12 protein-coding genes are annotated in these 14,615 nt (G+C 74.6%); 9 read left to right on the top strand and 3 right to left on the bottom strand.

Annotated elements, in window-relative coordinates:
* The first annotated feature begins 52 nt into the window (after positions 1 to 52).
* From AB0C33_RS10955 to AB0C33_RS10945, 3 genes are read left to right on the top strand one after another with little or no spacing between them, the layout of a single operon-like run.
* Positions 53 to 1,210: an acetate/propionate family kinase gene (locus tag AB0C33_RS10955; protein ID WP_358286045.1), complete on the top strand. Its 1,158-nt coding sequence runs from the start codon at positions 53 to 55 to the stop codon at positions 1,208 to 1,210.
* Positions 1,203 to 2,459, top strand: a complete 1,257-nt coding sequence (locus AB0C33_RS10950; protein ID WP_358286042.1) for an erythromycin esterase family protein — start codon at positions 1,203 to 1,205, stop codon at positions 2,457 to 2,459. The genes AB0C33_RS10955 and AB0C33_RS10950 overlap by 8 nt, the downstream gene beginning before the upstream one ends.
* A gap of 34 nt (positions 2,460 to 2,493) precedes the next feature.
* A complete protein-coding gene (locus AB0C33_RS10945) occupies positions 2,494 to 4,626 on the top strand; it encodes an ATP-dependent RecD-like DNA helicase (protein ID WP_358286039.1) in 2,133 nt (710 codons plus the stop codon).
* A gap of 7 nt (positions 4,627 to 4,633) precedes the next feature.
* On the opposite strand, the gene AB0C33_RS10940 is transcribed toward AB0C33_RS10945, so the two are convergent.
* The 3 genes from AB0C33_RS10940 to AB0C33_RS10930 are packed head-to-tail and all read right to left on the bottom strand — an operon-like array spanning position 4,634 to position 9,381.
* Entirely contained in the window at positions 4,634 to 7,570 is a 2,937-nt protein-coding gene (locus AB0C33_RS10940; protein ID WP_358286038.1) for an FAD-linked oxidase C-terminal domain-containing protein, read from the bottom strand.
* A gap of 57 nt (positions 7,571 to 7,627) precedes the next feature.
* A complete protein-coding gene (locus AB0C33_RS10935; protein WP_352351383.1) occupies positions 7,628 to 8,167 on the bottom strand; it encodes a DUF892 family protein in 540 nt (179 codons plus the stop codon).
* A complete protein-coding gene (locus tag AB0C33_RS10930) occupies positions 8,164 to 9,381 on the bottom strand; it encodes an MFS transporter (RefSeq protein ID WP_358286035.1) in 1,218 nt (405 codons plus the stop codon). Before AB0C33_RS10930 ends, AB0C33_RS10935 begins: the two co-directional genes overlap by 4 nt.
* Positions 9,382 to 9,464: 83 nt before the next feature.
* Between AB0C33_RS10930 and AB0C33_RS10925 the strand changes: the two genes are divergently transcribed.
* The 6 genes from AB0C33_RS10925 to AB0C33_RS10900 all read left to right on the top strand — a co-directional run bounded on the left by AB0C33_RS10925 (position 9,465) and on the right by AB0C33_RS10900 (position 14,308).
* Positions 9,465 to 10,433 carry a winged helix-turn-helix domain-containing protein gene (locus AB0C33_RS10925; protein ID WP_358286032.1) on the top strand — a complete coding sequence of 323 codons (969 nt, stop codon included), beginning with the start codon at positions 9,465 to 9,467 and terminating at the stop codon, positions 10,431 to 10,433.
* A gap of 35 nt (positions 10,434 to 10,468) precedes the next feature.
* Complete coding sequence (locus AB0C33_RS10920; protein WP_358286029.1) at positions 10,469 to 11,011, top strand: RNA 2'-phosphotransferase; 543 nt, start codon at positions 10,469 to 10,471, stop codon at positions 11,009 to 11,011.
* 77 nt (positions 11,012 to 11,088) lie between these two features.
* Complete coding sequence (locus AB0C33_RS10915) at positions 11,089 to 11,532, top strand: CBS domain-containing protein (protein WP_358286027.1); 444 nt, start codon at positions 11,089 to 11,091, stop codon at positions 11,530 to 11,532.
* 73 nt (positions 11,533 to 11,605) lie between these two features.
* Positions 11,606 to 12,211, top strand: coding sequence for a TetR/AcrR family transcriptional regulator (locus AB0C33_RS10910; RefSeq protein WP_358286025.1), 606 nt, complete (start codon positions 11,606 to 11,608; stop codon positions 12,209 to 12,211).
* 111 nt (positions 12,212 to 12,322) lie between these two features.
* Positions 12,323 to 13,771, top strand: a complete 1,449-nt coding sequence (locus tag AB0C33_RS10905) for an MFS transporter (protein WP_358286022.1) — start codon at positions 12,323 to 12,325, stop codon at positions 13,769 to 13,771.
* Between the two features lie 174 nt (positions 13,772 to 13,945).
* Positions 13,946 to 14,308, top strand: a complete 363-nt coding sequence (locus tag AB0C33_RS10900) for an STAS domain-containing protein (RefSeq protein WP_358286019.1) — start codon at positions 13,946 to 13,948, stop codon at positions 14,306 to 14,308.
* Positions 14,309 to 14,615: the final 307 nt, after the last annotated feature.

The following is a 14,615-nucleotide window of genomic DNA, read 5'->3' as shown; positions in this document are numbered from 1 at the left end:
CGGGGGGCGGGCGGCGGGTAGCCGGGGAGAGGATCGGGCCGCGGAGGGGTGCATGGGGCGAGCGTTCGACGAGCAGGTGGCGGAGTCCGAGGCGGTGCTCACCGTCAACGCGGGCTCGTCGAGCCTGCGCCTCGACCTCGTGCAGGGCGGCTGCGTGCTGGACAGCGCGCACGCCGAGCGGGCCGCGGACCCGGGCTCGGCGCGCGAGGAGCTGGCGGCGTTCCTCGGCGGCCACTTCGACCGCGACATCCGCGCGGTGGCGCACCGGCTGGTGCACGGCGGCGACGTCGTCCGCACGCCCACGGTCGCCGACGACGAGACCGTCGAGGCGCTGCGCGACGTCGTGAGCCTGGCGCCGCTGCACCTGCCGCCCGCGCTGGCGCTGCTGGAGGCGGCCCGCGAGCAGCTTCCCGCCGTGCCGCACGTGCTCTGCCCCGACACGGCCTTCCACGCCGGCCTGCCCGACGCCGCCGCGGTCTACGCCCTGCCGCGCGAGTGGCGCGACCGGTACGGCCTGCGCCGCTACGGCTTCCACGGCCTGTCCTACGCCTGGACCGCCGACCGGGTGGCCGAGCTGCTCGGCCGGCCGCTCGCCGACCTGGAGCTGGTGCTGACCCACCTGGGCGGCGGCTCGTCGGTGTGCGCGGTGTCGGGCGGGCGCAGCCTGGACACCTCGATGGGGTTCACCCCGCTGGACGGCGTCCCGATGAGCAAGCGCTCGGGCAGCGTCGATCCCGGGATGCTGATGTGGCTGCTGTCGCAGGGCCACCTGTCGGCCGACGAGCTGGGCGAGGGCCTGCAACGCCGGTCCGGGCTGCTCGGGCTGTCCGGCGGCCGCTCGGGCGACACCCGCGAGCTGGTCGAGGCCGAACGCGCCGGCGACGCCGAGGCCGCCCTGGCCCTGGAGGTGTTCTGCCACCGGGTGAGCCGGGAGATCGCCGCCGCCGCCACGTCGCTGTCCAGGATCGACGCCCTGGTGTTCACCGGCGAGATCGGCTGGGACCAGCCGGAGGTGCGCGAGGCGGTCTGCCGCCGTCTCGGGCTGCTCGGCGTCGAGCCGCCCGAGACCGGCAACCGGCACGACGACGGCCCGGTCAGCGGGCCGGGCGCCGCCGTGCCCGTCCTGGTCGTCCAGGTGCGCGAGGAGCTCCAGCTCGCCCGCGAATGCCTGGGCGTCTTCCGGCCGGCAGAGGAGGACGGCTATGGATGACGTCACCCGCTCGGCGCTGCGGCTGTCGGGCGAGCAGGATCTCGACCCGCTGCTCGACCGCGTCGGCGAGGCCGGTCTCGTGCTGATCGGCGAGGCCAGTCACGGCACCCACGACTTCTACACCTGGCGGGCCGCGCTCACCCGCCGCCTGATCGCCGAGAAGGGCTTCGGGTTCGTCGCCGTCGAGGGCGACTGGCCCGACTGCGAGCGCGTCCACCGCGCGGTCACCCGCGACGGCGAGGACCCCTTCGACGCCCTGTACGCCTACCAGCGCTGGCCCGCGTTCATGTGGGCCAACGAGGAGGTCGCCGAGTTCTGCCGCTGGCTGCGCCGCTGGAACGCGGCCCTGCCGCCGGGCGAGCGCGTCGGCTTCCACGGCCTCGACGTCTACAGCCTCTGGGAGTCCCTGCGCGCCGTGCGCCGCTACGCCGCCGACCACCTGCCCGACCAGCTCGGTACGGTGATGGAGGCCCTGTACTGCTTCGAGTCCTACGGCCACGACCCGCAGCGGTACGGCCTGGAGACCCGCCTGGTCCCCGACTCCTGCGAGACCGAGGTCGTGGAGCTGCTCAGGGCGGTCGTGGCGGCCGCGCCCGCCGACGAGGACGGCTTCGAGGCCCGGCAGAACGCCGAGGTCGTGGCCGGGGCCGAGAACTACTACCGGACCATGGTCGGCGGCGGCCCCGATTCGTGGAACGTCAGGGACGTGCACATGGCCGACACCCTGGACCGGCTGACCGCCTTCTACGGGTCCAAGGGCGTGGTGTGGGCGCACAACACGCACGTCGGCGACGCCCGCGCCACCGACATGGCCGCCGCCGGCATGACCAACCTCGGCCAGCTGGCCCGCGAGCGGCACGGCGAGGACGTCGTCCTGGTCGGCTTCGGCGGCTACCGGGGGACGGTCGTGGCCGGGGCGAGCTGGGGCACGCGGGCGCACGTCATGCCCGTCCCGCCGGCCCGGCCCGGATCGCTGGAGGCGCTGCTGCACGACGCGCTCGGCGGCGAGCGCGCCCTGTTCGTGACGCCCCGGCGGCCCCGTCCGCGCTGGTTCGACCAGCCGCTGGACCACCGCGCGATCGGCGTCGTCTACCGGCCCGAGCGCGAGAAGTGGGGCAACTACGTGCCCACCGCGCTCGGCGACCGCTACGACGCCTTCATCTGGCTGGACGTCACCGAGGCCCTGCACCCGCTGCACGCCGAGCCGTGGGACGACGTCGAGCCGGAGACCTATCCGAGCGCCATGTGACGGACTGTCGGTGGCAGATGGTTTGATCGCTGCTGTGGAGGCCTCGGTCGAGCAGCTCGTCTACGTCAGGGACGACGAATACACCGTCGCGCGCATGAGCGCCGAGGGCGTGCCCGACTTCGTGGCCACCGGCCGGGCGCTGTCGGGCGCGCAGCCGGGCGAGACGCTCCGGCTGACCGGCGACTGGAGCCACCACGCGCGCCACGGCAGGCGGTTCGCGGTGGCCGGGTGCGAGCGGGTGGTGCCCGCCACGGTCCGGGCGATCCGCGTCTACCTGGGGTCGGGGCTGATCCGCGGCATCGGGCCGCGGCTGGCGTACGCGATCGTCGACCACTTCGGCGAGGAGACGCTCAAGGTCATCGACGCCGAGCCGGGGCGGCTGACCGAGGTCGTCAACATCGGGCCGCTGCGGCAGGCGCAGATCGTCCAGGCGTGGCAGGAGCAGAAGGCCATCGCCGCGCTGATGGTGACGTTGCAGGGGCTGGGCGTCAGCCCGCTGCTCGCCGCCAAGATCCACCAGGTGTTCGGCGGCGAGGCCGAGGAGGTCCTGGCCACCGACCCCTACCGGCTGATCGGCCGGGTCAGGGGCATCGCCTTCCGCGTCGCCGACCGCATCGCGCTGCAGCGGGGGGTGCCCGAGCGCAGCCCGCAGCGGATCAAGGCGGCGCTGCTCGACCGGCTGGAGTCGGCGGCGGTGCGCGACGGCCACTGCTTCGTGCCGGTGCCCCATCTGGTGGCGCGGGCGGCCGAGCTGATCGAGCTCGACCCCGAGGCGGTCGGGCCGATGATCGACGCGCTGGTGGCCGAGCGGCGGGTGGTGGTCGAGGCCGACGACGAGCAGCCGGGGCGGGCGGTGGCCTACGCCAAACACGTGCACGCCCGCGAGCGGCAGCTCACCGAGCAGCTCACCCGGCTCCTGCGGGCCCGCTCCACGCTGCCGCTGCGCTCCTACCGCGAGGACGAGACCCTCCACGACGACCAGCGCGCGGCCGTCAACATGGCGCTGACCTGCACCGTCTCGATCATCACCGGCGGGCCCGGCTGCGGCAAGAGCCACACGGTCAGGGCCGTGGCCGCCACGGTCAGGGCGTCGGGCGGCACGGTCACGCTCACGGCCCCCACCGGCAAGGCGGCCAAACGCCTGTCGGAGCTGACCGGCATGCCCGCCATGACCATCCACCGCATGCTCGCCCACCAGCCCGACCCCGACCCGTCCACGCTGTTCGAGGAGGCGCCCGCGCAGGCCGACCTGATCGTGGTCGACGAGGCGTCGATGCTCGACCTCCACCTCGCCACCCGGCTCACGGCGGCCGTCCAGCCGGGCAGCCACCTGCTGCTCATCGGCGACAGCGACCAGCTTCCCAGCATCGGCGCCGGCGACGTGCTGGCCGACCTGCTGCGCGTGGAGGCGATCCCGCGGGTGCGGCTCACCCACGTCTTCCGCCAGGCGAACGGCAGCGGCATCGTCGAGGCCGCCCACCTCATCCGGGCCGGCCGCATGCCGGCGACGCCGGGGCGCGGCGGGTTCTGGTTCGAGGAGCTCGACGATCCGGCGCGGGTGGCCGAGCGGGTGGCCCATCTGGCCATGGAGGCGATCCCCCGCAAGCAGGGCGTGCCGCCCGAGCAGGTGCAGGTGCTGTGCCCGATGCGCAAGGGCGAGACGGGCGCGGTCACGCTGGGCCGGCTGCTCCAGGACCGCCTCAACCCGGCGGCCGACGACAAGCCCGAGCACTGGTCGGGGGCGTCGGTGTTCCGGGTGGGCGACCGGGTCATGCCCATCCGCAACAACTACGACAAGGGCGTCTTCAACGGGGAGACCGCCACGGTCACCGCCGTGCTGCCGCAGGACCGCGTGGTCGAGGTCCGCACCGACGACGGCGAGACCGTCCAGTACGGGTTCGGCGAGCTCGACGACCTCACCCACGCCTACGCGATCAGCGTGCACCGCTCGCAGGGCAGCGAGTACCCGTTCGTGGTGGCGCCGATCGTGGCCGAGGCGGGCGGGATCATGTTGCGGCGCAAGCTGCTGTACACGCTGGTGACCCGGGCCAAGGCGTGGGTCGTGCTGGTGGGGCAGCGCGAGGCGCTGGAGCTGGCCGTCCACCGGGTGGGCCGCCCCCGCAACACCGGCCTGCCCCGCCGCCTGTCCCAGAGCCTCGACGCCTGAGGCCGGGTCAGTCCTGGCGGACGAGGGTCGTGGCGAGGAGTTCGGCCAGGTGGCGGCCCTGGCGTCCGGTGCCGGCGGCGGCGATCTGGGTGCGGCAGGAGAAGCCGTCGGCGAGCAGTTCCTCCCCCGGCCCCGCCGACCGTACGGCCGGCCAGAGCCCCTGCTCGGCGCACGCCTGCGACACCTCGTGGTGCCCCCGCTCGAACCCGAAGTTGCCGGCCTGCCCGCAGCAGCCGGAGTCGAGCACGCTGGTCCGGATGCCGAAGCGGTCGAGCACGGCCCGGTCGGCGTCGTAGCCCATGATCGCGCTCTGGTGACAGTGCACCTGCGCGATCGCCTGCCCGCCGGTCGTGGCCGGCCGCCAGTCGGCGGCGCGCGTCTCCAGCAGCTCGGCCAGCGTCAGGAACCGCTCCGCCAGCAGCCGCGTCTCGGCCGTGTTGAGCAGTTCGGGCCCGTCGGAGCGGAACACGGCGGCGCAGCTCGGCTCCAGGCCGACCACCGGCACCCCGGCCTCGGCCCAGGGGGCGAGCGCCCCCACCGTCCGCGCCAGCACCCGCCGCGCCACGCCGAGCTGCCCGGTGCTGATCCAGGTCAGCCCGCAGCACAGCGTCACCGGCGGCACCACCACCTCGAACCCGGCCGCCTCCAGCACGTCCACGGCGGCCCGCCCGATGCGCGGGTCGAAGTGGTCGGTGAACGTGTCGGCCCACAACACCACCCGCCCCCGCGGGCCCGGCCCGCTCCGGGGACGCCGCCTGAACCAGTCGGTGAACCGCTGCCGGGCGAACCTCGGCAGCTCGCGCTCCGGCGTGATCCCCGCGACGGCCTTGACCAGCCGCGACAGTCCGGGCGCCGAGTTGACCGCGTTGACCAGGCCGGGCGCGGCCGAGGCGAGCGCGGCCCACACCGGCAGCCAGCCCATCGAGTAGTGGGCCCGGGGCCGGACGCGGCGCCGGTAGTGATGGGCGAGGAACTCGGCCTTGTAGGTGGCCATGTCCACGTTCACCGGGCATTCGGAGCGGCAGCCCTTGCACGACAGGCACAGGTCGAGCGCGTCGCGCACGGCGGCCGAACGCCAGCCGTCGGTGATGACGTCGCCGCGCACCATCTCCTCCAGCAGGCGGGCCCGTCCGCGCGTGGAGTGCTCCTCCTCGCGGGTCACCCGGTAGCTGGGGCACATGACGCCGCCCTCGAAGGTGTGCTTGCGGCAGGTCCCGGTGCCGACGCAGCGGGTGGCGGCGTGCCCGAAACGTCCGTGGTCGTTGGGGTACTGGAAGAACGTCTGGCGCGGCTCGTGCGGGTAGAAGCGGTGCTGGGCCAGGTTCTGGTCGAGGTGGCGGGGATGGACGACCTTGCCCGGGTTCATCCGGTCGCGCGGGTCGAAGATGGCCTTGAAGCGGCCGAACACCTCCACGACCTCCTGGCCGAACATGACCGGCAGCAGCTCGGCCAGCGCCTGGCCGTCGCCGTGCTCGCCGGACAGCGAGCCGCCGTAGGAGGCGACCAGCTCGGCGGCCTCCCGGGCGAAGGCGCGGTAGCGGGCGATGCCGTCGTCGGTGTGCAGGTCGAGCGGCAGCCGGCCGTGCACGCAGCCCTGGCCGAAGTGGCCGTACAGGGCGGAGTCCTGGTAGTCGTGCGCGCGCAGCAGCCGCTCGTAGTCGCGCAGGTAGGCGCCCAGCCGCTCGGGCGGCACGGCCGCGTCCGACCAGCCCTCGTACGTCTGGCGGCCGGTCGGCGGGTAGGCCTCCACGCCGAGCCCCGACTCCCGCCACCGCCACAGCCGGTCCTCCCTGGCCGGGTCGCCGAGGAAGGCGTGCGTGGGCGTGGGCGCCTCGGGCCGCTCCCCCACCTCGCGCATCATCGTCTCGGCCCGCTCGCGCGCCTGCTCGGGCGTGTCCCCGCCGAACTGCACCAGCAGCCAGCCGCCGCCCTCGGGCAGGTCCTGGAGCGCCGGGTCGCCGGGGTGCTCCCGCTTGGCCAGCCGGTACATGGTCTCGTCCATGGCCTCCAGCGCGATCGGCGCGTGCCGGGCCACGGCCGGGACGGCGTCCGCGGCGGTGAAGACGTCCTCGAAGCCGAGCACGGCCAGCGCCCTGGCGGGCGGCGACGGCACGACGCGCAGCTCGGCGCGGAGCACGGTCACCAGCGTGCCCTCGCTGCCGGTCAGGGCGCGGGCCAGGTCGAAGCCGTTCTCGGGCAGGAGCTGGTCGAGGTTGTAGCCGGAGATGCGGCGTTCCAGCCTGGGGTAGCGGGTGCGGACCAGTTCCATGGTCTCGTCGCGCAGGTCGCGCACCTGGCGGTAGATCTCGGCCAGCCGGCCGCCCTGGGCCTGGACGCGGTCGTACTCGGCGTCGCTGGTCGGCCCCACCCAGGCGCGCACGCCGTCGTAGGTGAGGATCTCCAGCCGGAGCACCGACTGCGACATCTTCCCGTACGCCTGCGCCGAGGCCCCGCACGAGTTGTTGCCGATCATGCCGCCGATCGTGCAGGCCCGATGACTGGACGGCCGCGGCCCGACCATCAGCCCGTACGGCGCCAGCTCGTGGTCCACCTGGTCGAGCACGGCCCCCGCCTGGACGACGACCCGGCGGCCCGCCGCGTCCACGGACTCCACCGCGCCGCAGTGCTTGGACCAGTCGATCACCACCGCCGCGTTGCAGCACTGCCCGGCCAGGCTGGTGCCGCCGCCGCGGGAGAGCACGGGCACGTCCCTGGACCGGCACACGGCCACCGCCGCCACCCCGGCGTCCAGGTCGCGCGGCACGACGACGCCGATCGGGACCTGCCGGTAGTTGGAGGCGTCACGCGCGTAGGCGGCGCGGCTGCCCGGGTCGAAGCGCACCTCGCCGTCCACGGCCTCGGCGAGGCGGCGGCTCAGCGTCTCGACGTCGATCTCGCGGGACGGCGGCGTGTGCGTGACGGGCGTGTTGACCAGGCTCTTCATGCCGGGCACTTACCCGGGCCCGCTCACGGTGCGCCCAACGGCGGGCCAAGCCCGGTTCTAGACCCCGAGCAGGTCGGTGAGGTCGTCGGCGTGCTCCTCCTCCTCTTCCAGGATCGACTCCATGAGCCGGCGGGTGGTCGGGTCGCCCTCGCCGAGCCAGCGGATGATCTCCTGGTAGGTGGAGATGACGATGCGCTCGGCCCACAGGTTGGCCTCCAGCAGCGCCTTCAGGTCGGTGTCGGCGGGCACCTGGTAGTCGGTGTGCGAGCGCTGGACGAGCTTGGCCGGGTCGAAGTCCGGCTCGCCGCCGAGCTGGCTGACGCGTTCGGCGGCGCGCAGCGCGTGGTCTAGCTCCTCCTTGGCGTGCTCGGTGAACTCCGCCGCCACCTGCGCGCGGTCGATGCCCTTGGCCGAGATGGCGTGCCTGGTGTACCTGAGCCAGCACACCACCTCGGTGGCGATCACGTCGTTGAGGATCTCGATGACCTTCTCCGGGTCGCGGCCGAAGGTCTGCGTGATCGGGCCCTCGTCCATCTTCTGCCGCACCTGCTCGCGGATCCTGGTGACGTCGAGCACGAAGTCGTCCGTCTGCGTCATGATGTGTCCTTCCCCCGGCGATTTCCCCTGGTCAACGGTAACTTCGCCGGAGCTTGCGCCGGGGTTGCGACACGGGCGGACCGCAGGCGGGGGGCCAGCGCGAGCGTGACCGCCGCCGACGCCGCGGCCAGCACGGCCATGGCCGCGCCGGGCGAGGTGTGCTCGGCCAAGGCGCCGGCGAGCGCGGCGGCCAGCCCCTGCATGGCGACCATGCCGGAGGAGTGCAGCCCGAGCGCGTGCCCGCTCAGCTCGGAGGGCGTCAGCGCCATGAGCCGCTCCTGAAGCAGCAGGGTGGCGGCGAACCCGGCCGAGGCGAGCGCGACCAGCACCGGCGACGGGTGGGCCACGAACACCAGGTACGGCAGCGCGAGCAGCAGGTACAGCGGCGTGACCAGCCGTGCCCGCCGGTGCGGCGGCACGTACCGGCCGACCAGCACGTCACCGGCGAGCATCCCGGCGGCGGCGCAGGCGAACAGCAGCCCGGCCCGGTCCGGCGCGAGCGGCACGAACAACGACTCGCAGCCGACGATCAGGCCGTTGGGCAGCCAGAGGGCGAGGTAGACGTGCCTGCGCGGCCGATCGGACCACAGGCGGGCGTTGTCGCGCCAGGTCTCGGCGGGTGAGGGCCGTCCGGACGCGCGCGGCCGCCGCCGTCCGAGCCCCAGCCCGGCCAGCGCGGCGGCCAGGTGGAGGGCCGCCGCGACGAGCAGCGTCCCGCGCGGCGACAGGACGGTCACCAGCACGCCGCCCGCGCCGAACCCGGCGATCTGCACGATCCCGGAGGACATGTTGAGCACCGACCGGCCGAGCAGGTATCCGTCCCGGTCGAGCAGCTCGTTCAGCAGCCCGTACCGGACGCCGCCGCCGAGCGCGGACAGCGCGCCGAAGGCCAGCACGACGGCGAGCATGCCCCACACGGGCAGGCCGGGCACGGCCAGGAAGGCGGCGCCGAGCGCGGCCGCCAGCGCCAGCCCGGACAGGGCGGCCCGCGGCGGCAGCCGGTCGGCCGCCGACAGCAGCGTGGCCGCGCCCACCACCTGGGCGAGCGCCGGGCCGAACATGGCCAGCCCGGACAGCAGCGGCGATCCGGTGTCGGCGTAGACGAGGGTGCCGAGGGCGAGCCCGCTCACCGTCTGCCCGGCCACCTGCCCGGACGAGACCAGGAAGAGCGGGGTGAATCCGGACCTGCCGAACAGGTCCCGGTACGTGCGCATGGGACGGCAGTCTTCGCGACCGGCGGCGGCAGGCGTTACTGTTTCGCCCACCCGCGAAACAACGCCGGGACGAGGAGGACGTGGTGGGCTTCTGGCAGGTCGACGCGGACACGCTCGCGGACGGCCGGTTCGTCCTGTCGCCGCTGGCCGAGACGATCGCCGCGCTGAAGACGCTGGACCGCGCCGTCGCCGCCCATCCCGGCGAGGACGCCTGGCTGGCCGCCCACCTGCCCGCCTACCGCGCCGAGCAGGCCGCCGACCCGGTCACGGCGCTGCTCGTGCGCGCCGCGCTGGGCCGCACGTGGAACGCGACCTTCCTCACGCCCACGCCCGTGGGAGAGGGCGAGGCGGCCTTCGAGGAGGAGGTGGCGAGCGTCCGCGACACCCCGCCCGAGCAGGCGCGGGAGGACCTGGTCGAGTCGCTGTGCGGCCCGGTCCCCGCCGTGCTGCGCCGCGACGACCTGCCCGCACGCATGGCCGCCCGGCTGGAGTGGGTGTGGCGCGAGACCGTGCTGCCGGCCTGGCCGCGGCGCCGCCGGATCATCGAGGCCGACGTCACCGCCCGCGCCGCGCGGCTGGGCCGGGGCGGCTGGGCGGCGGCTCTCGACGGCATGCGTCCCGGCCTGCGCTGGCTGGGCGACGGACGGCTGCAGATCAACGCCTACGACCACCCGCCGCGGGACCTGGCGGGCGCCCGGCTGATGTTCGTGCCGGTCACGCCGCGCCAGGGCTGGGTGAGCTGGCACGGCTCCCGCCGCTGCGCGATCGTCTACCCGTGCTCGGGGCCGCTGGCCGACGTCGGCCCGCCGTCCCCGCCGCAGGCGCTGGGCCGGCTGCTGGGCGGGGCGCGGGCGGGCGTGCTGGTGCTGCTGGACACCCCGAAGAGCACCACGCAGCTCGTCGCGCTCACCGGCCAGGGCCTGGGCTCGGTGGGCCGCCATCTCAAGGTGCTGCTCGACGCGGGGCTGGTCGGCCGCGTGCGGGCGGGCCGTTCGGTCCTCTACGGCCGTACGCCCGTCGGCGAAGACCTCGTACGGGCACAAACCAGCTGACCGCGCCCGCCCGTCGCTGCCACCATGGGAACCCCATGGACGAACGACGCGTTATCCGCATCTCCAAGTACCTGGCCCGCCACCTGCGCCACGACCCGCAGCGCATCGGGCTCGCCCTCGACGCGGCCGGCTGGGTCGCCGTCGACGACCTGCTCGCCGCCGCCGCGGCGCACGGCTTCCCGATCACCCCCGACGAGCTGCGCCAGGTCGTGGAGACCAACGACAAGCGGCGCTACGCGATCGAGGACGGCAGGATCCGCGCCAGCCAGGGCCACTCGGTGCCGGTGGAGCTCGGCCTGCCCGCCGTGGAGCCGCCCGCGTACCTCTACCACGGGACGGCGACCCGCAACCTGGACGCCATCCGCCGGGAGGGCCTGCGGCCGATGAGCCGCCACCACGTGCACCTGTCCCCCGACCGGGAGACCGCCCTCCGGGTGGGCGCGCGCAGGGGCAGGCCGGTGGTGCTGGCGGTCGCCGCCGGGGACATGCACGCCGGCGGTCATCTCTTCCTGCGCAGCGACAACGGCGTCTGGCTCACCGCCCACGTCCCACCTGGCCACCTGCGTTTCCCCTCCTGACCCCGCCACGGGCGCCTGGGGCCTTCCGCCGGGCGGGAGGGGGGTTGGCTAGGCTGTGGGCCGGAGGATGATCACTCATGCGCGCACGCGATCTCGTCACGGAGTTCCCGGCGGTCACGCTCGACATGTCGGCGCTCGACGCCGCCCGGCTGCTGGCCGAGCGCGACCTGCCCGGCCTCATCGTGATCGGCGACGACGGCCGCCCCCACAGCATCCTCCCCGGCACGCAGGTGCTCCGGCTGGCCGTGCCGCGGTACTGCCAGGACGACCCGGCCCTGGCCCGGGTGGTGGACGAGGCCCACGCCGACCTGTTCCTGCGCCGGCTCGGCACGCGTACCGTCCGCGAGTGCCTGCCCGAGCAGCCGCGCGAGCTGCCGGTGGCGGACATGAAGGCCACGGTGCTCGAACTGGCGGCGCTCATGGCCCGCACGCGCAGCCCGCTGGTGGCGATCGTGGAGGACGGGCGGGTCGCCGGAGCCGTCACCCTCCAGTCCCTCCTGGACCACGCGCTCGCCCTCTGACCATCTCCCCCGGGCCCGGTGACGCGCCGAGGGCGGCGGCGATCTCCGGCCGGGGCGTCGTAGGCTGGTGCCCATGGGGAAGACCGCCGCCGCCCGACAGCCCGTCCCCGCCCGGCGGGCCGACGCCGAACGCAACATCGCCGCCATCCTGGAAGCCGGGACGCGGCTGCTCAGCGACGATCCGGGCGCGAGCGTGGCCGAGATCGCCAAGGCCGCGGGCGTCGGCCGGGTCACCCTGTACGGGCACTTTCCCTCCCGCGAGGCCCTGGTGGACGCCGTCCTCGACCACACCGTCGGGCTGGCCGACGCCGTCCTGGAGGACGAGGCCCTCGACACGGCTCCCGCGCCGGAGGCGATGGCCGGGCTGCTGCATTCGTCGTGGGAGATCCTCGACCGCCACCGGCGGCTCTTCGTGGCCGCCGACCGGGTGCTGCCCACCGAGCGCATCCGCGAGCACCACGACCGCCCGCTGCGCCGGGTGGAGCGCCTGATCGCCCGCGGCCAGGACGACGGCGACTTCCGCACCGACCTGCCGCTGGAGTGGCTGGTGACGACGTTCTTCGCGATCATCCACAGCGCGGCCCAGGAACGGGAGGCCGGCCGCCTGGCCGCCGAGGAGGTCGAGCCGGTCCTGACCCGCACCATGCTCTCCCTCCTCACCCCGCCCTCCCCCGCCTGACACTTCCCCTTCAGGGCTCCTCCCAGCCGGCCGGTCGCCGCGACACCCTACCGGCGTACCGTTTTATTGTGCTTAACTTGAACACCAGTGTACAAGTTAAGGAGACCTGGGATGAGTCATCACGTCGGGACGCGGGCTGCCGCGCCCGCACAGAGCAAGGGCTGGGCGGTGCTGGCGTTGTTGTGCCTGGCGCAGTTCATGCTGATCATCGACATCACCGTCGTCCAGGTGGCCCTGCCCACCATCGGCGCCGACCTCGCGCTCGGCCGGGAGGCGCTGACCTGGGTGGTGACCACGTACACGCTGTGCTTCGGCGGCCTGATGGTCCTCGGCGGGCGGCTCGCCGACGCGCTCGGCCCCCGCCGCACGCTGCTGGCCGGGCTGGCGCTGTTCACCGCGGCCTCGCTCGTCTGCGGCCTGGCCGGCGACGGCGGCACGCTCATCGCCGGGCGGGCCGTCCAGGGGGTCGGCGCGGCGCTGCTGTCCCCCGCGGCCCTGGCCGTCGTCACCACCGTCTTCCAGGGCGAGCGCCGGGCCCGCGCGCTCGCCGTGTGGGCGGCCATCGGCGGTTCGGGCGCGGCGATCGGCGTGCTGCTCGGCGGCGTCCTGACCGACGGCCCCGGCTGGATGTGGGTGTTCTACGTGAACGTCCCCGTCGGCCTGCTGGTGCTGGCCACCGTCCCCCGCGTCGTCCCCGCCCGCGTCAGGGACGACGCCCCGCGCGGCGGCCGGGTCGACGTCGGGGGCGCGCTGCTCGTCACGCTGGCGACCGCGCTGCTGATCTACGGGCTGGTCTCCGCCGGCGACGGCGGCTGGGGCGCCGCGGGAACCGTGCTGCCGCTGGCCGGGGCCGCCCTGTCCTATGTCGCCTTCGTGCTGGTCGAGCGGTCGGTACGGGCGCCGCTCATGCGGGTCGAGACCCTGGCCAGACGTCCCGTCGTCTCGGGCGCGTTCGTCATGCTGGTCGCCACCGGACTGATGCTGGGCCTGTTCTTCCTCAGCTCCCTCTACCTGCAGCACGTCCTGGGCTACAGCCCCCTGCGGACCGGGCTCACGTTCCTGCCCGTCGCCGTCGCCATCACGCTCGGCGCGCATCTCGGCGGCCGCCTCATCGGCAAGGTCGGGGGCCGGCCGGTGGCCGTGGCGTCGTTCCTGCTGACCGCCGCGGGGGCGGCGCTGATGACGCGGGTCTCCCCCGAGGCGGGCGCGTTCACCACCTTGGTGCCGGGGTTCGTGCTGGCCGCCGTGGGGATCGGGCCGGCGTTCGTGACCGCCACCACCACGACGATGGCCAACGTCCCACCCGGCGAGAACGGCGTCGCCTCCGGGGTGATCAACACCTTCCACGAGCTGGGCGGCTCCATCGGGGTGGCCGTGGTGTCCACGGTCGCCGCGTCCAGCCTGGTGCCGGGCGCGGGGGCCGGCGGCTTCACCTCGGGGCTCGTGCTGTGCGCGGTCGTCGCGGGGGCGGCGGCGGTGATCTCGCTCGGCCTCGTCCCGCCCGGCAGGCCGGCGGGCGCGTTCGTCGGTCACGGGCACGGTCACGGGCACGGTCACTGACGGGATGTCCCCGGCGACCCCGGGAGGCTATTCTGCTTGCGTGACTGCTCCGCCCCCCGCGGGACGCGGCTTCTCGACACACCCGGCCTGCGCCGGGGCCGGTCATCACCGGGCGCCGGGTGGCGCCCCTCCGCCGCCGGTCGCGTCGCGCCCGAGGCGCGGTGGGCAGCGGCGATGCCACCGCTGACGCTCCTGCGCCGGGAGCAGCCGGGCGTCACCGTGATCGTGGTGTCCGGCGAGCTCGACGCCACCAACCGCGCCCAGTTCGAGAGCTTCCTGCGAGATCGTCCGGAGCCCGGGCACCAGGTCGTGTTCGACCTGGCCCGGGTGCCGTTCGTGGACAGCTCGGGCCTGCACGTCCTGCTGGCCTTCGCCACCGACCAGCTGAGGAGGTCGGGCGCGGTGCGCCTGGCCGCCGTGCAGCCCCTGCCCGCCCGGCTGCTGGACATCACCGGGGTGCTCGGGCACCTCCCCGTGCACGACACCGTCGAGGAGGCGGTGGCCGCCGCCAGGGCCGCCGCGGAACGTTCCGTGTGACGGGCGGCGCGCGGGGGCATTCTCGGCTAACTTCGGGGCTAGCGCGCGTCTGGGCGCAGGCGGCTACTCTTCCGCTACCCAGGGTTGAAGTTCTTCCATGCCGGGCGAGCACGGAACGAGGAACACGACATGAGCGACCCCACGGTCGGCAACGCACGTTCGAGCGGGCGCGGCAAACGTGTCCGAGGCCCCTCCGAGGTGGGCGAGACCGAGCTGCGTCAGCTGCTCGGCGGGCTGACGGCGGTCCGGGACGGCGATTTCCGTACCCGGCTGCCCGAGGACGCCGATGGGCTGCTGGGTGAGATCG

This window comes from Nonomuraea sp. NPDC048881 (assembly GCF_040649795.1).
Taxonomy (GTDB): Bacteria; Actinomycetota; Actinomycetes; order Streptosporangiales; family Streptosporangiaceae; genus Nonomuraea.
The sequence above is the reverse complement of the archived record's forward strand: the minus strand, read 5'-3'. Positions and strand labels throughout refer to the sequence as shown.

Coding starts and splice junctions, on each gene's coding strand:
- AB0C33_RS10930 (WP_358286035.1), bottom strand. CDS start 9,381: ATGCGCACGTACCGGGACCTGTTCGGCAGGTCCGGATTCACCCCGCTC.
- AB0C33_RS10955 (WP_358286045.1), top strand. CDS start 53: ATGGGGCGAGCGTTCGACGAGCAGGTGGCGGAGTCCGAGGCGGTGCTC.
- AB0C33_RS10940 (WP_358286038.1), bottom strand. CDS start 7,570: ATGAAGAGCCTGGTCAACACGCCCGTCACGCACACGCCGCCGTCCCGC.
- AB0C33_RS10935 (WP_352351383.1), bottom strand. CDS start 8,167: ATGACGCAGACGGACGACTTCGTGCTCGACGTCACCAGGATCCGCGAG.
- AB0C33_RS10920 (WP_358286029.1), top strand. CDS start 10,469: ATGGACGAACGACGCGTTATCCGCATCTCCAAGTACCTGGCCCGCCAC.
- AB0C33_RS10905 (WP_358286022.1), top strand. CDS start 12,323: ATGAGTCATCACGTCGGGACGCGGGCTGCCGCGCCCGCACAGAGCAAG.
- AB0C33_RS10900 (WP_358286019.1), top strand. CDS start 13,946: ATGCCACCGCTGACGCTCCTGCGCCGGGAGCAGCCGGGCGTCACCGTG.
- AB0C33_RS10915 (WP_358286027.1), top strand. CDS start 11,089: ATGCGCGCACGCGATCTCGTCACGGAGTTCCCGGCGGTCACGCTCGAC.
- AB0C33_RS10950 (WP_358286042.1), top strand. CDS start 1,203: ATGGATGACGTCACCCGCTCGGCGCTGCGGCTGTCGGGCGAGCAGGAT.
- AB0C33_RS10910 (WP_358286025.1), top strand. CDS start 11,606: ATGGGGAAGACCGCCGCCGCCCGACAGCCCGTCCCCGCCCGGCGGGCC.